Annotated in this window: 22 protein-coding genes; 6 read left to right on the forward strand and 16 right to left on the reverse strand. The window is 62.2% G+C overall.

The features are described from left to right. Nucleotides 1-49 precede the first annotated feature (49 nt). The 5 genes from ACLH0H_RS16775 to recR all read left to right on the forward strand — a co-directional run bounded on the left by ACLH0H_RS16775 (nt 50) and on the right by recR (nt 5,422). Nucleotides 50-919, forward strand: a complete 870-nt coding sequence (locus ACLH0H_RS16775) for a DMT family transporter (protein WP_411378852.1) — start codon at nt 50-52, stop codon at nt 917-919. Nucleotides 920-1,052: 133 nt separating this feature from the next. Beyond that, nucleotides 1,053-3,113, forward strand: coding sequence for a DNA polymerase III subunit gamma/tau (gene dnaX, locus ACLH0H_RS16780; protein ID WP_411378853.1), 2,061 nt, complete (start codon nt 1,053-1,055; stop codon nt 3,111-3,113). 44 nt (nt 3,114-3,157) lie between these two features. Then, nucleotides 3,158-3,496: a YbaB/EbfC family nucleoid-associated protein gene (locus tag ACLH0H_RS16785; protein ID WP_076949470.1), complete on the forward strand. Its 339-nt coding sequence runs from the start codon at nt 3,158-3,160 to the stop codon at nt 3,494-3,496. A gap of 222 nt (nt 3,497-3,718) precedes the next feature. Continuing rightward, complete coding sequence (locus ACLH0H_RS16790; protein ID WP_411378854.1) at nt 3,719-4,753, forward strand: NADP-dependent oxidoreductase; 1,035 nt, start codon at nt 3,719-3,721, stop codon at nt 4,751-4,753. A gap of 66 nt (nt 4,754-4,819) precedes the next feature. Beyond that, the gene (gene recR / locus ACLH0H_RS16795; protein WP_010208540.1) at nt 4,820-5,422 is read left to right on the forward strand and encodes a recombination mediator RecR; all 603 of its coding nucleotides are present in this window, start codon (nt 4,820-4,822) and stop codon (nt 5,420-5,422) included. 87 nt (nt 5,423-5,509) lie between these two features. On the opposite strand, the gene ACLH0H_RS16800 is transcribed toward recR, so the two are convergent. Both ACLH0H_RS16800 and fnr read right to left on the reverse strand, forming a co-directional pair. Further along, a complete protein-coding gene (locus ACLH0H_RS16800; protein ID WP_076949468.1) occupies nt 5,510-6,058 on the reverse strand; it encodes an adenine phosphoribosyltransferase in 549 nt (182 codons plus the stop codon). Nucleotides 6,059-6,137: 79 nt separating this feature from the next. After that, entirely contained in the window at nt 6,138-6,872 is a 735-nt protein-coding gene (gene fnr, locus ACLH0H_RS16805) for a fumarate/nitrate reduction transcriptional regulator Fnr (RefSeq protein ID WP_411378855.1), read from the reverse strand. Nucleotides 6,873-7,028: 156 nt separating this feature from the next. Here fnr and ACLH0H_RS16810 point away from each other — a divergent pair, with 156 nt between their 5' ends. Continuing rightward, nucleotides 7,029-7,523: a hypothetical protein gene (locus ACLH0H_RS16810; RefSeq protein ID WP_411378856.1), complete on the forward strand. Its 495-nt coding sequence runs from the start codon at nt 7,029-7,031 to the stop codon at nt 7,521-7,523. A 6-nt stretch (nt 7,524-7,529) separates the two neighbouring features. Here ACLH0H_RS16810 and hemN read toward each other — a convergent pair whose 3' ends face one another. The 14 genes from hemN to ACLH0H_RS16880 form a co-directional block, all read right to left on the reverse strand. Beyond that, nucleotides 7,530-8,912, reverse strand: coding sequence for an oxygen-independent coproporphyrinogen III oxidase (hemN, locus tag ACLH0H_RS16815; RefSeq protein ID WP_411378857.1), 1,383 nt, complete (start codon nt 8,910-8,912; stop codon nt 7,530-7,532). A gap of 103 nt (nt 8,913-9,015) precedes the next feature. Continuing rightward, entirely contained in the window at nt 9,016-9,699 is a 684-nt protein-coding gene (locus ACLH0H_RS16820; protein WP_411378858.1) for a sulfite exporter TauE/SafE family protein, read from the reverse strand. Then, on the reverse strand, nt 9,692-9,910 hold the full coding sequence (gene ccoS, locus ACLH0H_RS16825) for a cbb3-type cytochrome oxidase assembly protein CcoS (RefSeq protein ID WP_411378859.1): 219 nt from the start codon (nt 9,908-9,910) through the stop codon (nt 9,692-9,694). The genes ACLH0H_RS16820 and ccoS overlap by 8 nt, the downstream gene beginning before the upstream one ends. A 22-nt stretch (nt 9,911-9,932) precedes the next feature. Continuing rightward, nucleotides 9,933-12,383 carry a heavy metal translocating P-type ATPase gene (locus ACLH0H_RS16830; protein ID WP_411378860.1) on the reverse strand — a complete coding sequence of 817 codons (2,451 nt, stop codon included), beginning with the start codon at nt 12,381-12,383 and terminating at the stop codon, nt 9,933-9,935. Between the two features lie 124 nt (nt 12,384-12,507). Continuing rightward, nucleotides 12,508-13,047: a FixH family protein gene (locus ACLH0H_RS16835; RefSeq protein ID WP_411378861.1), complete on the reverse strand. Its 540-nt coding sequence runs from the start codon at nt 13,045-13,047 to the stop codon at nt 12,508-12,510. Nucleotides 13,048-13,061: 14 nt separating this feature from the next. Then, on the reverse strand, nt 13,062-14,465 hold the full coding sequence (gene ccoG / locus ACLH0H_RS16840; protein ID WP_411378862.1) for a cytochrome c oxidase accessory protein CcoG: 1,404 nt from the start codon (nt 14,463-14,465) through the stop codon (nt 13,062-13,064). A gap of 207 nt (nt 14,466-14,672) precedes the next feature. Further along, nucleotides 14,673-15,083, reverse strand: coding sequence for a type II toxin-antitoxin system VapC family toxin (locus tag ACLH0H_RS16845; protein WP_411378863.1), 411 nt, complete (start codon nt 15,081-15,083; stop codon nt 14,673-14,675). After that, nucleotides 15,083-15,337 carry a type II toxin-antitoxin system Phd/YefM family antitoxin gene (locus ACLH0H_RS16850; RefSeq protein WP_076949458.1) on the reverse strand — a complete coding sequence of 85 codons (255 nt, stop codon included), beginning with the start codon at nt 15,335-15,337 and terminating at the stop codon, nt 15,083-15,085. The genes ACLH0H_RS16845 and ACLH0H_RS16850 overlap by 1 nt, the downstream gene beginning before the upstream one ends. A 160-nt stretch (nt 15,338-15,497) precedes the next feature. After that, the gene (gene ccoP / locus ACLH0H_RS16855) at nt 15,498-16,475 is read right to left on the reverse strand and encodes a cytochrome-c oxidase, cbb3-type subunit III (protein WP_411378864.1); all 978 of its coding nucleotides are present in this window, start codon (nt 16,473-16,475) and stop codon (nt 15,498-15,500) included. Then, nucleotides 16,472-16,657 (reverse strand): CcoQ/FixQ family Cbb3-type cytochrome c oxidase assembly chaperone, encoded by a 186-nt coding sequence (locus tag ACLH0H_RS16860; RefSeq protein WP_003183474.1) that lies wholly within the window; start codon nt 16,655-16,657, stop codon nt 16,472-16,474. The genes ccoP (ACLH0H_RS16855) and ACLH0H_RS16860 overlap by 4 nt, the downstream gene beginning before the upstream one ends. 3 nt (nt 16,658-16,660) lie before the next feature. Continuing rightward, nucleotides 16,661-17,269, reverse strand: coding sequence for a cytochrome-c oxidase, cbb3-type subunit II (gene ccoO, locus ACLH0H_RS16865; RefSeq protein ID WP_065881226.1), 609 nt, complete (start codon nt 17,267-17,269; stop codon nt 16,661-16,663). Continuing rightward, entirely contained in the window at nt 17,269-18,711 is a 1,443-nt protein-coding gene (ccoN, locus tag ACLH0H_RS16870; RefSeq protein WP_076949456.1) for a cytochrome-c oxidase, cbb3-type subunit I, read from the reverse strand. Before ccoN ends, ccoO begins: the two co-directional genes overlap by 1 nt. A 457-nt stretch (nt 18,712-19,168) precedes the next feature. Then, a complete protein-coding gene (ccoP, locus tag ACLH0H_RS16875; RefSeq protein WP_076949455.1) occupies nt 19,169-20,116 on the reverse strand; it encodes a cytochrome-c oxidase, cbb3-type subunit III in 948 nt (315 codons plus the stop codon). Next, nucleotides 20,113-20,313, reverse strand: coding sequence for a cbb3-type cytochrome oxidase subunit 3 (locus tag ACLH0H_RS16880; protein WP_076949454.1), 201 nt, complete (start codon nt 20,311-20,313; stop codon nt 20,113-20,115). Before ACLH0H_RS16880 ends, ccoP (ACLH0H_RS16875) begins: the two co-directional genes overlap by 4 nt. Nucleotide 20,314 lies beyond the last annotated feature (1 nt).

Here is a 20,314-nt window from a genome sequence, read left to right on the forward strand (position 1 = left end):
GGGCGGGCCAAGACTGACGGCATCCCTTCTCAGTTTCCGGATGCCTTCGATGAATACCCCGACACCCCTGAAGCTTACGCTAGTCATCGCCAGCGTCATCCTCTGTTGGGCCTATTCGCCGATTGGCGTGCACATGGGGCTGCGCAGCTACAGCCCTGGCCACCTTGCGCTGCTGCGGTTCCTGATTGCCTCGCTGTTCATGGCTGCTGTGGCGCTGGTGACGGGCATTGGCCGGCCGCGCCTTGGGGATATGCCGTGGCTAATGGTGTTGAGTTTTTTCGGGGTTTTCCTGCACCACACCAGCCTTAACTACGGGCAACAGTTCGTGACGGCGGCGGCGTCCAGCGTACTGGCACAATCGGCGCCGTTGTTCAGTGTGTTGATCGCGTTTTTCTGCTTGAAGGAGCGGGTCAGCTTCTGGCGCTGGAGCTGTGTGCTACTCGGTTTGCTTGGCGTGATGGTGGTGATCTGGGGCGACCAGGGCGTGGGCGATATCGACCCGCGTGGCTTGCTGATCCTGCTGGCGGCGGTGTCGTGGAGCCTCTACTTCGCCATCCAGAAACATTATGCCCATCGTTATAGCCCGCTGACGATGGCCTGCTACATGGTGTGGGCGGGCACCTTGATGCTCTGCGTGAACCTGCCAGGCTTGCCCGCTGCGGTGGCGCAGGCGCCGTGGGCGGACAACCTGGCGATGCTGGTGCTCGGCATTTTCCCCAGTGCCTTGGCGTACCTGGCCTGGGGCTATGTGTTGAAGCATGTCGACGTCAGCCGCGCGTCGGTGGCGATGTACCTGATCCCGCCGGTGGCCATGGCCCTGGCGGCGACGCTGCTGGGTGAGCATATCGCTTTGCAGGTGGTGCTGGGCGGTGGGATCGTGCTGACCAGCGTGGCGGCGATCAGCCTGGAGAGGCGTTGATCTGGCTGATCTTGCCCTGCTTTTCAGCGCCAATCAGCAGCGCTTGATCAGATTAGGCGAGCGTGCCGGATGCAATTTCCCCCTTGCTCCGCTAGCATTACCGGCTTCCGCTTCCCAGTTGCGACGGTTTTCGATGAGTTATCAGGTTCTTGCACGTAAATGGCGCCCGCGCTCGTTCCGCGAAATGGTCGGCCAGACCCATGTGCTCAAGGCTCTGATCAATGCCTTGGACAGCCAACGGCTGCACCACGCCTACCTGTTTACCGGTACGCGGGGGGTGGGCAAGACCACCATTGCACGCATCATCGCCAAATGCCTGAATTGTGAAACCGGCATCACGTCGACGCCGTGCGGTACCTGCTCGGTGTGCAAGGAAATCGACGAAGGGCGTTTCGTCGACCTGATCGAGATCGACGCCGCGAGCCGCACCAAGGTCGAAGACACCCGCGAGCTGCTCGACAACGTGCAATACGCGCCCAGCCGTGGTCGTTTCAAGGTCTACCTGATCGACGAAGTGCACATGCTTTCCAGCCATTCCTTCAACGCACTGTTGAAAACCCTGGAAGAGCCGCCGCCCTACGTCAAATTCATCCTGGCCACTACCGACCCGCAGAAACTCCCTGCAACGATCCTGTCGCGGTGCCTGCAGTTCTCCTTGAAAAACATGACCCCCGAGCGGGTGGTCGAGCATTTGACCCACGTGTTGGGCGTCGAGAACGTACCGTTCGAAGACGATGCACTCTGGCTGCTCGGCCGCGCCGCCGATGGTTCGATGCGTGACGCCATGAGCCTTACCGACCAGGCCATCGCCTTTGGTGAAGGCAAGGTCATGGCCGCCGATGTGCGCGCCATGCTCGGCACCCTGGACCACGGCCAGGTGTTCGACGTGCTGCACGCACTGATCGAAGGTGACGCCAAGGCGTTGCTTGAAGCGGTGCGCCACCTGTCGGAGCAGGGCCCGGACTGGAACGGCGTGCTCTCGGAGATCCTCAATGTGCTGCACCGCGTCGCCATCGCCCAGGCCTTGCCCGAGGGTGTCGACAACGGCCATGGCGACCGTGACCGTGTGTTGGCGCTGGCCCAGGCGTTGCCGGCCGAAGATGTGCAGTTCTACTACCAGATGGGCCTGATTGGCCGCCGCGACCTGCCTTTGGCGCCCGACCCCCGCGGCGGCTTTGAAATGGTGCTGCTGCGGATGCTGGCCTTTCGGCCCGCCGATTCGGCCGACGCGCCGAGACAGCCGCTAAAGCCAGTGGGGATCAGCCAGGCCACAGTTGATTCCGCCAAACCCGTGGCTGGCGCGGCGGTGGCTGCGCCAGTGGTCGCTGCGCCGTCTCCTGAGATCGAGCCGGCTGCACCGGCGCCGGAGCCCATGGTCGCAGCGCCCCTGGTTGAACCCGAACCGGTCAAGGAACCTGAGCCTGTCGTTGACCTGCCGTGGAATGATCCGACAGATGCGCAAGCCGACGTCGAGCAGGTGCCTGCCGTGGAGCCGGTGCTGGAAACCAGCGGTGAGCAGCCCGAGCTGACGCCGATGCCCACGCCGACTCCCGACAGCGTGGTGCCCGATGCCCCCGAGTGGACCTCTGCGCCTATCCCGGAGCCCACCGTGGCCCAGGTGGAGGCCGCCACCCCGGGCATCGACCTCGACGACGAACCGCCGCTGGACGAAGACTACATCGAGCCGGATATGGACTCGGCCTATAGTTACCTGGACGAGCTGGCCAGCGAACATACCGCCGAGCCTGCCCCCGAGCCCGAGGTGGAACCGGCGGCGGCCCCGGCCACCGGCCTGGCCCTGCAATGGCTGGAATTGTTCCCCAAACTGCCGATTTCCGGCATGACCGGCAGCATCGCCGCCAACTGTACCTTGATCTCCATCGAGGGCGATCACTGGCTGCTGCACCTGGACCCGGCCCACAGTGCCCTGTTCAACGCCACCCAGCAACGCCGCCTGAACGATGCGCTGAACCAGTACCATGGGCGCACGCTGACTATCACCATCGAGCTGATCAAGCCCGAACAGGAAACCCCGGCCCAGGCCGCGACGCGCCGGCGTATCAATCGCCAGCGCGAGGCCGAGGATTCGATCCAGGGTGATCCGCTCATCCAGCAAATGATGCAACAGTTCGGTGCGGTCGTCCGTCACGATACTATTGAACCTGTCGACGTCCCGGTGCCCCAAGCATCATGAAACCGGGCTACTAAATTGATCCACGTACTTTTGAGGTGATTCCCATGATGAAAGGTGGCATGGCCGGCCTGATGAAGCAGGCGCAGCAGATGCAGGAAAAGATGGCCAAGATGCAGGAAGAACTGGCCAACGCCGAAGTCACCGGTAAAGCCGGTGGCGATATGGTCAGTGTGGTGATGACCGGTCGTCACGACATCAAGCGTGTGAGCATCGATCCAAGCCTGCTCGAAGGCGTCAGCGATGACGACCGCGAAGTGCTGGAAGACTTGTTCGCCGCCGCGGTCAACGACGCCGTGCGCAAGATCGAAGCCAGCAGCCAGGAAAAAATGGGCGGCGTGACCGCCGGCATGCAACTGCCGCCGGGCATGAAGCTGCCGTTCTGATCGGCTAGCTGAACTCAAATGCCAGGCTTTATGCCTGGCATTTTTTTCGTTGATCGTTCCCACGCTCTGCGTGGTAACGCCGCCTGGGACGCTCCGCGTCCCGCTGGGTGACGCGGAGCGTCACGGGATGCATTCCCACGCAGAGCGTGGGAACGATCTGAACCCCAACCGCATGCTGAGGGTCTGCACCCTATACCGCTGCATTCGCTAAAGGAGTTCCTCATGCCTCAAGAACCGACACTGAACCAGCGCATCGTCCTGGTCTCACGCCCTCAAGGCGCACCGACCCCGGAAAACTTCCGCCTGGAGCGTGTGAATCTGCCGGAGTTGGCCGACGGTCAGGTTCTGCTCAAGACGCTCTACCTGTCCCTCGACCCCTATATGCGCGGACGCATGAGCGACGCACCGTCCTACGCAGCTCCGGTGGAAATCGACGACGTAATGACCGGTGGCGCTGTCAGCCGTATCGAGCAGTCGCGTAATCCGAAATTCGAAGTGGGCGACCTGGTGGTCGGCTCCACCGGCTGGCAGAGCCACAGCATTTCCGATGGGCGCAACTTGATGCCGGTGCCCAAGGGCTTGGCCAGTCCGTCGATGGCCTTGGGCGTGCTGGGCATGCCGGGCATGACTGCCTACATGGGCCTGATGGACATCGGCCAGCCCAAGGCCGGCGAAACCCTGGTGGTGGCGGCCGCGTCGGGTGCAGTGGGCTCGGTGGTGGGGCAAGTGGCCAAGCTCAAGGGCCTGCGGGTGGTCGGTATCGCGGGTGGCGCCGACAAGTGCCGGTACGTGGTGGACGAATTGGGCTTTGATGCCTGTATCGACCACAAGAGCGCCGAGTTTGCCGATGAGTTGGCCCAGGCGTGCTCCGAGGGCATAGACATCTATTTCGAAAACGTCGGCGGCAAAGTCTTCGACGCCGTGGTGCCCTTGCTCAACCCCAAGGCGCGCATCCCGCTGTGCGGGCTGATCGCCGGCTACAACGCCCATGAAGCGCCCACGGGTCCTGACCGCCTGCCGGCGCTGCAGCGGACCTTGCTGACCAAGCGCGTGCGCATCCAGGGCTTTATCGTGTTCGATGACTACGGCGACCGCCAGCCTGAGTTCCTCAGTGCCATGGCGCCGTGGGTGCGCGACGGCAAGATCAAGTTCCGCGAGGATGTGGTCGACGGCCTGGAACAGGCGCCCGAAGCCTTCATCGGTTTGCTGGAAGGGCGCAACTTCGGCAAGTTGGTGGTGCGTGTCGCACAGGATTGAGCATTTGACGCTAATCCGAGGCGCGGGTATAAACCGCGTCTCGTTGTTTTGTCGGACCCTTCGCCCATGAGCTTCAGCCCCCTGATTCGCCAACTGATCGACGCCCTGCGCACTTTGCCGGGCGTGGGCCAGAAAACCGCCCAGCGCATGGCGCTGCAACTGCTTGAGCGCGATCGCAGCGGCGGCACCCGGTTGGCCCAGGCCCTGAGCCAGGCCATGACCGGAGTAGGCCACTGCCGCCAGTGCCGCACGCTTACCGAAGAAGAACTCTGCCCGCAATGCGCCGACCCGCGCCGCGACGATACGCTGCTGTGCGTCGTGGAAGGGCCGATGGATGTGTACGCGGTGGAACAGACTGGCTATCGCGGGCGCTATTTCGTGCTCAAGGGCCACCTGTCGCCGTTGGACGGCCTGGGCCCGGAAGCCATCGGTATTCCGCAACTGGTGGCGCGCATCGAAGCCCAGGGCACCTTCACTGAAGTGATCCTGGCCACCAACCCGACGGTGGAAGGTGAGGCGACCGCCCACTACATTGCCCAATTGCTGACCAACAAAGGCCTGATCACCTCGCGTATCGCCCATGGCGTGCCGTTGGGCGGCGAGCTAGAGTTGGTGGATGGCGGGACGTTGGCGCATTCGTTTGCCGGCCGCAAGCCGATCGCGCTCTGAGCCATGATCGTTCCCACGCTCCGCGTGGGAACGCCGCCTGGGACGCTCCGCGTCCCGCCGATCAATCAACGTCGGTTCGGTTAGCCGTTAACGCTCGGTCAACGCAAACTGCGTCAGGCAAAAAGTGGGAATCCCCATATCTTCCAAGCGCTGCGACCCACCCAGCTCCGGCAAATCGATAATTGCCGCCGCTTCGAAAATTTTCGCGCCCATGCGCCGTACCAGGTTCGCCGCCGCAATCAATGTACCGCCCGTGGCGATCAAGTCATCGAATATCAACACCGAGTCGCCCTCGCACAGGCTGTCCGCGTGCACTTCCAAAAAGGCCTCGCCGTACTCGGTCTGGTAACCCTCGGCCAGCACGTCCGCTGGCAGCTTGCCTTGCTTGCGGAACAGCACCAGCGGCTTGTTCAGTTGATAGGCAATGATCGAACCGATCAGGAAACCGCGCGCATCCATCGCGCCGATATGGGTGAACTCGGCTTCGACATAACGGTGGGCAAAACTGTCCGCCACCAGGCGCAGGGCGCGGGGCGACTGGAACAGGGGAGTAATATCACGAAAGATCACCCCGGGCTTGGGGAAGTCGATGACGGGGCGGATCAGGGATTTGATGTCGAACGAATCAAAGGTCATCGTCGAAGAGTCCTGGGCTGGAAACGGACGCCGAGTATACCTGCGGCCTCGGCGATTGGCGCGGCCGCGCGTGTCTGCGTCAGCCCTCCAGCGAGCCACCCGCCAGTGCGCACAGTTGGATCGGGTCGAGGATATGCACTTCCTTGCCCTCGGCGGCAAGCAGCTCGTTCTGCTGGAAACGGGTGAATACACGGGACACGGTCTCCACCGCCAGGCCCAGGTAGTTGCCGATTTCATTGCGCGACATGCTCAGGCGGAACTGGTTGGCCGAGAAGCCGCGGGCACGGAAGCGTGCCGACAGGTTGACCAGGAAAGTGGCGATGCGCTCGTCGGCGGTCTTCTTCGACAGCAGCAGCATCATTTGCTGGTCGTCACGAATCTCGCGGCTCATCACGCGCATCAACTGACGGCGCAGTTGCGGCAATTGCAGGGCCAGTTCATCCAGGCGTTCGAAGGGGATTTCGCACACCGATGTCGTCTCCAGGGCCTGGGCCGACACGGGGTGCATCTCGGTGTCCATGCCCGACAACCCCACCAGTTCGCTGGGCAGGTGAAAACCGGTGATCTGTTCTTCACCGTTGTCGCTCAGGCTGAAGGTCTTCAACGCGCCCGAACGCACTGCATAGACGGAATCGAACGTGTCGCCCTGGCGAAACAGAAACTCGCCTTTTTTCAGCGGGCGACCGCGTTTAACGATGTCGTCCAGCGCATCCATGTCTTCCAAATTCAACGAAAGTGGCAAGCAGAGGGGAGCCAAGCTGCAATCCTTGCAATGGGCCTGGCCGTGAGCGCGCAGTTTGACTGGCTCGGACATTTCTTAAATCCTTGTGGGAAAACACACATAAGACGTAAGGGTAACGCACTGGGGGTGGCTGAGGCCAGCGTGTACAAAAAAACCTCGGGGGTATAAAGGTTCGTGTGTCACGGCCGATACAAAGTGACGATACTCTTTGAATTCGGAGCCAGACCCATGATTTCCATTGGTGCAAATACCCCGGCAAGCCTCAGCGCGCTGCCTGTGCCGGAGCCCAAGGATTTGGTGGCAGAGGCCAAATCGGCTGCGGCTGCTAAGGAGCTCAAAGATGCCACGTCGTCGCCCCTCAGCACCAAGACGGAGGAAGGCGTAAAAGTGACGTTTTCCGGCGCGGCCTTGCTGGCGATCAGTGACACCAAGAAATCCAACAGTGATATCGAGGAAAGCGGCCTGCCCAACGATGTTCAGCAGGTCTTGAAGATGATCCGCGAGATCAAGAAACAGATTGCAGAAAAGCAGGCCGAATTGGCCGCTGTCATGGCCGATAAGTCCCTTTCTCCGGAGCAGGCCAGGGTCAAGGTCAATAATCTGCAGAGTGCACTGGCCGCGCTGAACGCGAGCCTCATCACGGCGCAGACCTCGTTGAGCAAGGCTATGAAGGGGCTCAGTGGCGACGACGCAATGAAGGCCGCCTCCCTGGCGATGGCGTAGGTATTTTCAGATCACCCGCGAGAAACGCTGCCGGTTCTGGTGCTCAAGGTAGGCATCGAACACCATGCACACCGAACGCACCAGCAGGCGCCCGGCCGGCAGTACGCGGATGCCTCGGGCGTCTAACTCGATCAAACCGTCGCTGGCCATCGTTTCCAGTTGTGGCCACAGCTCGGCAAAATAGCCGCGAAAGTCGATCTTGTACGCCTGTTCGATCCCCGCGAACGCCAGGCTGAAATTGCAGATCAACTGCTGGATCACCTCCCGCCGCAACCGATCATCCGTGGTGCACACCAGTCCACGGCTGGTGGCCAGTTGCGCGCCGGCCAAGGTGTTCTGGTAACCGTTGAGGTCACTGCCGTTCTGGCAGTACAAATCGCCGATCTGGCTGATCGCCGACACCCCGAGCCCGATCAAGTCGCAATGGCCGTGGGTGGTGTAGCCCTGGAAGTTGCGTTGCAATGTGCCTTCTTCCTGGGCGATGGCCAGCTCATCGTCGGGCAGGGCGAAGTGGTCCATGCCGATGTAGCGGTAGCCGGCCTGGGTCAGTTGCTCGATGGTGGTTTGCAGCATCAGCAGTTTTTCCGCCGGGGAGGGCAGGTCGTCGGTGTTGATGCGCCGCTGCGGCATGAAACGTTCCGGCAGGTGGGCGTAGTTGAACACCGACAGACGATCGGGTTGCAGCTTGATCACTTCTTCCACGGTGCGCGCGAAGTTGATCGGCGTTTGCTTGGGCAAGCCGTAGATCAGGTCGATATTGATCGAGCGAAATTGCAGGGTGCGCGCCGCCTCGATCACTGCGCGGGTTTCTTCCAGGCTTTGCAGGCGATTGACCGCGCGTTGCACCTCGGGGTCGAGGTCCTGCAGGCCGATGCTGACGCGGTTGAAGCCCAGTTCGCGCAGCAGGCCCATGGTGGCCCAGTCGGCTTCGCGAGGGTCGATCTCGATGCCGTAGTCGCCGGAATCATCGTTCAGCAGGTTGAAGTGCCGGCGCAGGCACGTCATGACTTGGCGCAGTTCATCGTGACTGAGAAACGTCGGGGTGCCGCCGCCGAAATGCAGTTGCTCCACCGGTTGTTTCGGGTCGAGGTGGCAGGCCACCAGCTGGATTTCCTGCTCCAGGCGTTGCAGGTAGGCCTGGGCGCGGCCACGGTCCTTGGTGATGACCTTGTTGCAGGCGCAGTAGTAGCAGATGTTCGCGCAGAACGGCACATGCAGGTACAGCGACAAGGGGCGCGCGGCCTTGCGGCTGTCGCGCAGGGCGTAGAGCAGGTCGAAGGTACCGACCTGGCTGTCGAATTGTACGGCGGTGGGGTAGGACGTGTAGCGCGGTCCCGCCAGGTCGTAGCGGTGAATCAGATTGGCGTCCCAACGAATGGCGTCGAGCATGCGGGCGGTCCCCCGGATTGGCTGGTGGGCCGAGTCTAGGGGCTGGTTGGCGCAGCCACCTTGATTTGCATCAACAGGGAGCGGCGCTATGCCACATCGTCAATCAGTGTCCCATCAGCCAGTGCTGGTGGGGCCCAGGCAATGTCCATAGGCCAAACAGGATCACCAGCACGCCACCCGCCCTGCGCACGCTGCGTTTGCGCAGCAGCGCGGTGACCCGCTCGGCCGCAAGCCCGGTGGCCAACAGCACCGGCCAGGTACCCAGGCCGAACGCCAGCATCAGCAACCCACTGTCCAGCGCATTCCCCTGGCTCGCGGCCCATAGCAGGGTGCTGTAGACCAACCCGCACGGCAACCAGCCCCACAGCGCGCCCAGCAGCAACGCGCGCGGCAGGCTCGACACCGGCAGCAGGCGGTTGGCGACGGGCTGGATATAGCGCCACAGGCCGCGACCGAGGCTTTCAATGCGGGTGAGGCCGCTCCACCAACCGGCCAGGTACAGGCCCATGCTGATCAACAGCAGCCCGGCAAGCACACGCATGAACATCGCCGCCGGGCTGTTCGCCACGGCCCAACCGGCCAGGCCGATCAATACGCCGGCGACGGCATAGCTGAGCACCCTGCCCAGGTTGTATGCCAACAGCAGTCGAAACCTGCGGCCGCGCTGCTCCCTGGGAATCGCCAGGGTCAGCGCGCCCATCAGCCCGCCGCACATGCCCAGGCAATGGCCGCCGCCCAGCAGGCCGAGGATCAGCGCGGAAACCAGCAGCGGCGCCAATTCAAGCATGGGGCGGGTCTTTGGGCGTGGGCGGTTGCTCGGGGCCGTTGGCTTCGTCGACGGCGGCGAGGTGGTTCGGGTCCTGGTCGTCGAACAAGACGCTGTGGGCCGGGCCGTCGAGGTCGTCGTACTGGCCGCTGTCCACCGCCCAGAAAAAGATGTAGATGGCCAAGCCCACTAACAGCAGCGCCGCCGGAATCATTACGTATAAAGCTGGCATCTGCACTCCATGCCCGCGCGGCTCAAGCCGGCAGCGGACGGGTTACTGAGGGGGCTCGTGCAACCGGCGCGCTCGGCAGGCGAGTCAGGCGCAGGGCATTGAGCACCACGGTCAACGAACTGAGGGACATGCCGACCGCGGCCCAGATGGGCGTGATCCAACCCAGGGCGGCAAACGGCAGCATGAGGCCATTGTATAGGCCTGCCCACAGCAGGTTTTCAACAATCACCCGACGGGTGCGCCGCGCCAGGGCAAAGGCGTGTACCAAGGCGTCCAGGCGGTTGGAGAGCAACACGGCGTCGGCGCTGGTCTTGGCCAGGTCGGTGGCCGTGCCCATGGCCACGCTGATATCCGCAGCGGCGAGCACGGGTACATCATTGACTCCATCGCCGAGCATCAACACCTTGCGGCCTTCCTGGTGCAGCCGTTGCAGCACGTGCAGCTTGTCATCGGGGCGCAGGCCGCCGTGGGCTTCGTCGATACCCAGCTCCAACGCGACGCTTGCGACCATTGGTGAGCTGTCTCCGGACAGCAGCAACGTGCGCCAGCCGCGCGCCTTGCAGGCCGCCAGCAGCGCAGGCGCATCACTGCGCAGGCGGTCGTCAAGCACGAACCAGGCCAGCGCGCCTTCGCGGTCACCCAGCAGCAGCCATTGGCCGCCATCCTGCGGCGCGGCCGGAACCTGGCAACCACTGAGTTCACAGACAAAGCCCGGCTGGCCGATGCGCAGTTGGCGCGCGCCCACGCGGCCTTCAAGGCCAAGCCCGGGCGAACTGACGACTTCGTCGGCGGCCAGCGTCGCGCGTCCGAAGGCGCGGGCGATCGGGTGTTCGGAGCGGTTTTCCAGGGCGGCGGCGAGGCTCAGGCACAGGTCCGTGCTCAAGTTGCCCAGTGGCCGGATGGCACTCAATACCAGGCGTCCTTCGGTCAGGGTGCCGGTCTTGTCGAAAATCACCGTATCGATCTGGTTCAACCCTTCCAGCACATGGCCGCGGGTCAGCAGCAGGCCGAGTGTGTGCAAGGTGCCGGTGGCGGCGGTGAGGGCGGTGGGCGTGGCCAGGGACAACGCGCACGGGCAGGTTGCCACCAACATCGCCAGCACAATCCAGAATGCCCGCGACGAATCCAGCTGCCACCATAACAACCCGATCAGGGCAGCCGCGATCAACGAGCACAGCAGGAACCACTGTGCGGCGCGATCTGCGATCCGGGCCAGGCGCGGTTTCTCGGCCTGGGCCCTTTCCAGCAGGCGCACGATGGCGGACAGGCGTGTGTCATGGCCCAAGGCGCGAACTTCGACAATCAATGCCCCTTCGACATTGAGCGTGCCCGCCGTAACCGCATCCCCGGCTTGTCGGGGTTGCGGCAGGTACTCACCCGTGAGCAGCGACTCATCGATACTGGACTGGCCGTCGAGGATCAGGCCATCCGCCGGCAGCACGGCGCCGGGGTGCACCAGCACGCGATCGCCCAAGGCCAGCTCCGGGAGCAGGATGCGTTCGCTCTGGCCATCCGCCTTGAGCCGCAGGCACGAGGCGGGCAGCAGGTTGACCAGTTGCGCGGTCGCCGCGGCCGTACGCTCGCGGGCACGGCGCTCGAGGTAACGCCCGGCCAGCAGGAACAGCGCAAACATGCCCACCGCGTCGAAGTACAACTCACCGGTGCCGGTGATCGCGGTCCAGATCCCCGCCAGATACGCGCCGCCGATGGCCAGTGAAACCGATACATCCATGGTCAGGTGGCGCGTGCGCAGGTCGCGCAGGGCACCCTTGAAAAACGGTGCGCAGCTGTAGAACACGATAGGTGTTGTCAGAAACATCGCCACCCAGCGCAGGATCATATGCAGTTCCGGGCTCAGGTCGACATTGAATTCCGGCCAGGTCGCCATGGTTGCCATCATTGCCTGGAACCACAGCAGCCCGGCCACGCCCAATTGACGCAGGGCCAGGCGGTTTTCGCTGGCCAGTTGCTCGGCGGCGCGGTCGGCCTGGTAAGGGTGGGCGGCGTAACCGATATGCCGCAGTTCGCTCAGCACTTGGCTCAACGGCAGTTGCCCGTCAGCCCAGCGCACGTGCAAACGATGGTTGGACAGGTTGAGCCGCGCCTCGGCCACGGCGGGCAGGCTGCGCAGGTGTTTCTCGATCAGCCAGCCACAGGCGGCGCAACTGATGCCTTCCATCAGCAAGGTGGCTTCGGCGAGTTCGCCCTCGTGGCGCACAAAGGGTTTTTGCACATCGGCGCGGTCGTACAGCGCCAGCTCATCCAACAGTTGCACCGGCAGCGCTTCAGGGTTGGCCGAGGCTTCGCTGCGGTGCTGGTAGTAACTCTCCAGGCCGCCGGCCACAATTGCTTCGGCCACCGCCTGGCAGCCTGGGCAGCAGAGTTCACGGCGTTCGCCGAGGATCACCGCGGTAAAGCGGCCGCCCGGCGGGACGGGCAGGGCGCAGTGGTAGCAGGGGGTTGGGCTGGTCATGGCTTAGTTCCGCAGATCGTTCCCACGCTCTGCGTGGGAACGCCTCGCTGGACGCTCCGCTTCCGCTTTTGTGACGCGCAGCGTCACGGGCTGCATTCCCACGCGGAGCGTGGGAACGATCAAATTACTTCTTCAGGTCTTCGGCGCCCTGCAACGGCTCATCACCCAGCAGCAGGTCCTTGTCGTGGCTGACCTCTTCCTCCTCGAACAGGCGCCAGGTCTTGTCGCCTTCCACGCCCAGCAGTTCCACGAAGCGACGGCCTTCGACCTTGTCGGTGACCTGGCCGATGTAGCGGCCGGGTGCACTATCGCTGCGCGCCAGGTTGATCTTGCGGTCCTTCTCCGGCTGGGTCGGGGAGATCAGGTTCAACGCCAGGGTGTTCGGGTTGCTGTAGCCGGTGAGGTTCAGCTCGACTTCGCCGGTCAGCTCATCCAGGTGCAGTTTGGCGCGCAGTTGCAGGGTCTGGGCCAGGCGCTCGCGGTCAAGGGCGCGGTTGATGCCTTTGCCGGCCTCGTAGTAGTTGTCGTTGACCAGGTTGTCCGGGTTATTCACCGCGATGGTCACCATGGACAAGGTCAAGGTCACCGAGCAGGCCAGGATGCCGATGATGATCCAGGGCCAGAGGTGCTTGTACCAAGGGCTTGCGGCGGTGGGTGCGGACATGCTCGGGTTCCTGTTCAACGAACGTGTGGGCCGATGAATCGGCTCTTGGCTTCAATCTGGACGCTGGTGTCATCGGCATCCTTGAGGATGAATGTCACCTCGTTGGTGCTCGACGGCAATTGCTCCGGCGCACTCGAAAGTTCCACCGGCAGGCTGACGATGTCGCCGGCGGCCACTTTGATTTCGCGCCGGCCCTGCAGCTTGAGGTCCGGCAGGCCAGCGGCATCGAGCACGTAGGTGTGGTCGCGCTGGTCCTTGTTCATGATCTTCAGGCTGTAGACGTTTTCGATACGGCCTTCGGCGTTTTCGCGGTACAGCACACGGTCCTTGCTCACGTCGAAACCCACCAGCGAGCGCATGAAAAATGCCGCCATCAACAGGCCGATCATCGCCAGCAACACCAAGGCATAGCCGATCAGGCGCGGGCGCAGCTTATGGGTTTTCTGCCCGGAGAGGTTGTGTTCGGTGGTGTAGCTGATCAGGCCGCGCGGGTAGTCCATCTTGTCCATGATGGTGTCGCAGGCATCGATACAGGCGGCGCAGCCGATGCACTCGATTTGCAGGCCGTCGCGGATGTCGATACCGGTCGGGCACACTTGCACGCACATCGTGCAATCGATGCAATCGCCCAGGCCCTGGGCCTTGTAGTCGACGCCTTTTTTACGTGGGCCACGCACTTCGCCACGGCGAGGGTCGTAGGAAACGATCAGGGTGTCTTTGTCGAACATCACGCTCTGGAACCGCGCGTACGGGCACATGTAGATGCACACCTGCTCGCGCAGCCAGCCGGCGTTGCCATAGGTGGCGAGGGTAAAGAACCCGACCCAGAAATACGACCAGCCATCGGCCTGGCCGGTGAAGAAATCGAACACCAGTTCGCGGATCGGCGAGAAGTAGCCGACAAAAGTCAGCCCGGTGACAAACCCGATCAACAGCCACAGCGTGTGCTTGCTGGATTTGCGCAGGAATTTGTTGGCGCTCATCGGCGCCTTGTCGAGCTTGATGCGTTGGTTGCGGTCACCCTCGGTGACTTTTTCGCACCACATGAAGATCCACGTCCACACGCTTTGCGGGCAGGTATAGCCGCACCACACGCGCCCGGCGTACACGGTGATAAAGAACAGGCCAAAGGCCGCGACGATCAGAATGCCGGAGAGCAGGATGAAGTCCTGGGGCCAGAAGGTCGCGCCGAAAATGAAGAACTTACGCTCCGGCAGGTTCCACCACACGGCCTGGTGACCACCCCAGTTCAGCCACACGGTGCCGAAGTAGAGCAGGAACAGTGCGGCGCCACCGAGCATGCGCAAATTGCGGAACAGGCCGGTGAAGGCGCGGGTGTAGATCTTCTCTCGCGAAGCGTAGAGGTCGACGGTTTTGGCAGGCGGGGTAACGTTATGTACCGGTATCTGGTCGCTCATCATTGCATCCCACGGCGGTGGAGATTTGCCTCGGCCAGTACGTGCCAACCGGGGTCAAATTAAGGGTGTTGCAGTGGCCCAATGATACGCCCCCGAAGGTGCGCAAGGGGTGCGACCTTTGGTCGCGTTGGGTGAAGTCAATTGATGGTGTAAGTGATCTGGATCAATTGACTTTGCAAGTATGGACGGTTTTTGCCGGCAGGCCGGTCATTCGTCCCATGGATTAATCAATGGAACGCCGCTGGATTTGAAATCGCTGACGTTGCGCGTAACAACGGTGAGCCCATGAACCAGAGCAGTTGCAGCGATCAGCGAATCACTTTCATTGACTCGATCCGGTACATGCAGGTGTGCGCATCGCAATGCGACCGCAGCATCCACGGGCAGGATTCTGGCATCAAAGGCGGGCATCACATGGCGCTTGAGCCAGGTTCGCAACACATTCCCCTGGGCCGGGTCACGGCGCTCAATGCGCAAGACTCCGGTCTCCAGTTCCTTGAGCGTAATCGCTGATATGAACATGCGCGGCGCCATGACACTTTTGGCCCAAGCGACCACATTTGCATCAGCCTGGGGTTTACGAAGTTCGGAAATAACGTTGGTGTCGAGTAGATACATCAAGAGAAGTCCACGGGTCGATGAGTAATCACGGCGCGTTCGGTTTCGAAGTCGATTTCGGCCGCTTCTGGCATCACCAGCAGGTCAACGATGTCAGCATTGAGACCTGTCAATTTCTGGTAGTCCTCAATGCTTAGCAGTACATGGGCAGGCTTGCCGCGATCGGTGATGAAAACCGGGCCCTGGCGCGCGGCTTTTTTGGCACCACTTGTGTCTTGGTTGAATTCGCGGCTGGAAATGGTAGTGATGGTCATGGGGTGATCCCCTTCGTGGAATGCATGTAGTTACGTTACTACTTGATGGTTGCGCACCGCAAGTCCGAGGCTACAAGTGGTAGCGCATTACGACGTCCGACGCCAGAAACAACAAAGCCCCGCCAGTTATGCTGCGCGGGGCTTTGGTGTTCTCAAGGCCTTATTTTTCCTCAGCCTTCTTCTCCCCATGGGACAAGCTGTACACATACGCCGCGAGCAAGTGCACCTTGTCATTGCCCTGCAGCTGTTCCTGGGCCGGCATCTGGCCCTGGCGGCCCCAGCGGATGGTCTGTTGCAGTTGGGCGAAGCTCGAACCGTAGATGAAGGCAGCCGGGTGGGTCAGGTCGGGCGCGCCCATGGCCGGGGTGCCTTTGCCGGCGGGGCCGTGGCAGGCCACGCAGTTGGCGGCGAAGAGTTTTTCGCCGTTGGCGACATCAGCCTTTGCGCCTTCCGGCAGTTTGCGGCCGTCGAGGTTGGTCAGCACGAAGGCGGCGACGTCGCTGACGCCTTGTTCCTTCAGGATATCCAGCCAGCCCGGCATCACCGCGTGGCGGCCCTTCATGATGGTTTCCTTGATAGTGGCCGGCTCGCCACCCCAGCGCCAGTCGGCGTCGGTCAGGTTGGGGAAGCCATAGGCGCCCTTGGCGTCGGAACCATGGCACACCGAGCAGTTGGAGGCGAACAGGCGGCCACCCATCTTCAGGGCTTGCGGGTCCTTGGCCACTTCTTCAATCGGCATCGAGGCGAACTTGGCGAAGATCGGCCCGAACTTGGCCTCCGACCTGGCCATTTCCTTCTCCCATTCGTGCACGCCGGTCCAGCCGGTCTGGCCGTTGGCGAAAGGGGTTTGCTTATCGTTGTCGAGGTAGTTGTAGCCCGGCAGCAGGCCCTTCCAGTTGCCCAGGCCCGGGTACAGCACCAGGTAGCCGAGGGCGAAAATGATGGTGCCGACAAACAGCATGAACCACCACTTGGGCAGCGGGTTGTCGTACTCCTCGATGCCGTCGAACGAGTGGCCGACAGTCTCGTCGGTTTGCTCGGCGCGCTGGCCCTTGCGGGTCGACAGCAGCAGCCAGGTCAGGGCGAAGATGGTGCCCAGGCTGAGGACTGTGACGTACAGACTCCAGAACGTAGTCATTCTTTGTTACTCCTAGACGCTTGCTCGACGTGCTTGATGGCTTCGGGATCATCCGCGAAAGGCAGCAAGGTCGCGTCGTCAAACTCCGATTTGCGCTTGGGGCTGAACACCCACAGCGCCAGGCCGATAAAGGCCACCATCACCACAACGGTGCCCAGCCCACGAATCATCCCGATATCCATGAATCACCGTTTGCTTTTGATGATGGTGCCCAGGCCTTGCAGGTAGGCCACCAATGCGTCCATTTCGGTCTTGCCCTTCACGGCGGCGGCCGCGCCGGCGATATCTTCGTCGGTATAGGGCACGCCCAGGGTGCGCAGCACTTCCATCTTCTTCGCGGTGTCCTTGCCGTCGAGCTTGTTTTCCACGAGGAACGGGTAGGCCGGCATTTTCGATTCAGGCACGACGTTGCGCGGGTTGTACAAATGCGCACGTTGCCAGTCATCGGAGTAGCGACCGCCGACACGGGCCAGGTCCGGGCCGGTGCGTTTGGAGCCCCAGAGGAACGGGTGGTCCCAGACACTTTCACCGGCGACCGAATAGTGGCCGTAGCGTTCGGTTTCGGCACGGAACGGGCGGATCATTTGCGAATGGCAGCCGACGCAACCGTTGGCGATGTACACGTCGCGCCCTTCCAGTTCCAGGGCGCTGCGCGGCTTCATGCCTTCGACCGGCTTGTTGGTCACGTCCTGGAAAAACAGCGGCACGATCTGGGTCAAGCCGCCGATACTCACGGCAATGACCATGAAGAAGGCCAGCAGACCGATATTCTTCTCGACTACTTCATGCTTCATCAGTGGGCTCCCACAACGGCGATCTTGGCGGCGGCTTCAGCTTGCGCAGGGTCGGACGCACGCACGGTGCGCCAGACGTTGTAGGCCATGAACAGCATGCCGGTGGCAAAGAACGCACCGCCCAGGGCGCGGACGATAAAGCCCGGGTGGCTGGCTTGCAGTGCTTCGACGAAGGAGTAGGTGAGGGTGCCGTCATCGTTGATCGCACGCCACATCAAGCCCTGGGTGATACCGTTGACCCACATCGAGGCGATGTAGAGCACGGTGCCGATAGTGGCCAGCCAGAAGTGCGTGTTGATCAGCCCGACGCTGTGCATCTGCGCGCGGCCGAACAGCTTGGGGATCATGTGGTACAGCGCGCCGATGGAGATCATCGCCACCCAACCGAGGGCGCCGGCGTGTACGTGGCCGATGGTCCAGTCGGTGTAGTGGGACAGGGAGTTGACGGTCTTGATCGCCATCATCGGGCCTTCGAAGGTCGACATGCCGTAGAACGCCAGCGAGACCACGAGGAAGCGCAGGATCGGGTCGGTGCGCAGCTTATGCCAGGCGCCCGACAGCGTCATCATGCCGTTGATCATGCCGCCCCAGCTTGGCGCCAGCAGGATGATCGACATGGCCATGCCCAGGGATTGCGCCCAATCCGGCAGCGCGGTGTAGTGCAAGTGGTGCGGGCCGGCCCAGATGTACAGGGTGATCAGCGCCCAGAAGTGCACGATGGACAGGCGATACGAGTAAATAGGACGTTCGGCCTGTTTAGGCACGAAGTAGTACATCATCCCCAGGAAACCGGTGGTCAGGAAAAACCCTACGGCGTTATGCCCGTACCACCACTGGATCATCGCATCCGTCGCCCCGGCGTAGGCCGAGTAGGACTTGAACAGGCTGACCGGCAACGAGGCGTGGTTGACGATGTGCAGCATCGCCGTGACCAGGATAAACGCGCCGTAGAACCAGTTGCCCACATAGATGTGCTTGGTCTTGCGCTTGACGATGGTGCCGAAGAACACCACGGCGTAGGTCACCCAGACAATGGCGAGCAAAATGGCGATGGGCCATTCGAGCTCGGCGTATTCCTTGGTAGTGGTGTAACCCAGCGGCAGAGTGACGATGGCGCCGAGGATGACGGCTTGCCAGCCCCAGAAGGTGAAGGCCGCAAGGCCGTCGGAGATCAGTCGCGTCTGGCAGGTTCGCTGCACGACATAGTAGGAGGTGGCAAACAATGCACATCCGCCGAAGGCAAAGATCACCAGGTTGGTGTGCAGCGGGCGCAGGCGACCGAAGGTCGTCCATGGCAAGCCGAAATTCAATTCCGGCCAAACCAGCTGCGAGGCGATGAACACCCCGAGCCCCATGCCAAGGATCCCCCAGACCACCGTCATGATGGCGAACTGGCGGACTACCTTATAGTTATAAGCAGTCGGACTGATTGCTGTGCTCATTCTAAGGTTCCACGGTTTAGTTTTTTTATAGGTAAAAATCGGCCGCAAGTATGTAGAAAGCGAGAGGCCAATGCAACGCAACGCTGACCTGCGTCAAGGCGTTCCAAGCCAGATTCTGCGCCCTTTCCATGTTTGATGTAAGGACAAATTGCCAAATAGAAAGCTGATCGAGTGGACAGGAATTTTTTCGGGCCGCAACGACGCTCGTGCTCGCGCCGCAACCGCTGCGCTTGCACGAAAGCGTAGACCCGAATAGCGCGGGGGGAAAGGTGTGCTTTGGAAGGGTGCGACACTTGGTCGCGCAGTCTCAACCCACTGCAGGAACGAGCTTGCTCACGAATAACTAAGAGCGCCGCGTTCATTCTGGATGAGCGCGGCATCCTCAGGTTCTTCGCGAGCAAGCTCGCTCCTACAGAAAGGCCGGTTGCCGCGCCTGATCAGCGGCGGCAATCAGAGGCTATTGGGCTTGGCTTTCTGGCGTTGCGCCATCAGCGTTGTGGGAGAGGCTGTAAACATAGGCCGCCAGCAGGTGCACCTTGTCGTTGCCTTGCAACACTTCCTGCGCGGGCATCTGGCCTTGGCGGCCGTGCCGGATGGTCTGCTGCAACTGCGCCAGGCTGGTGCCGTAGATGTAGCCGCCCGGTTTGGTCAAGTCGGGCGCACCCATGGCTTGCATGCCGTGGCCTTCAGGGCCGTGGCACGCGACGCAGGTGGTGTTGAACGCCGCTTGGCCTGCCGCGAGGTCGGCGCTGCTGTCGGCCGGCAATGGCAGCTTGGCCAGGTCGTGACGCACATAGGCGGCAACATTTTTCACACCCTCGTCGCCGAGCATGTCACCCCAGGCCGGCATTGCCGCGTGACGGCCGTTGAGAATGGTGGTCTTGATCGCTTCGGCCGAACCGCCCCAGCGCCAGATGTTGTCCGCAAGATTCGGGAAGCCAAACGCGCCCTTGGCGTCCGAGCCGTGGCACACCGAGCAGTTGGAGGCAAACAGGCGGCCGCCCATCTTCAAGGCTTGTGGGTCCTTGGCGACTTCTTCCACGGGCATGGCCGAGAACTTGGCGAAGATCGGCCCGAACCTGGTGTCGGCCTTGGCCATCTCCTTGTCCCACTCCTTGGCTGAGGTCCAGCCGTCTTCATAGCCCGGCAGCACGCCCTTCCAGTTGCCCAGGCCCGGGTAGAGGATCAGGTAGCCGACCGCAAACACCAGGGTGCCGGCGAACAGCATGAACCACCACTGGGGCAGCGGGTTGTCGTATTCCTCGATTCCGTCGAAGGCGTGGCCCATGGTCTGGTCGACGCTGCCCTTGGTCTCGCCCTTGCGGGTGCCGATCAAGAGCCAGGTCAGGCCGATCAGGCTGCCGAGGGTCAGTACGCAGATCCATGTACTCCAGAAAGTGGTCATGGCCGATTGCTCCTTGTTGCAGGCTCTTGGTGAGCGTCGGATGGCGCAGGCTCGTCGGCGAAGGGCAGCAGGCGTGCTTCCTCGAATTCCGCATTGCGCCGGTTGTTGAATACCCACAGCGACAGGCCGATAAAGGCGATGGCGACCACCAGCGTGCCGAGGCCGCGGATGGTGCCCGCATCGAATTCAAATCCCATG

This window comes from Pseudomonas sp. MPB26 (assembly GCF_046605355.1).
GTDB lineage: Bacteria > Pseudomonadota > Gammaproteobacteria > Pseudomonadales > Pseudomonadaceae > Aquipseudomonas > Aquipseudomonas cedrina.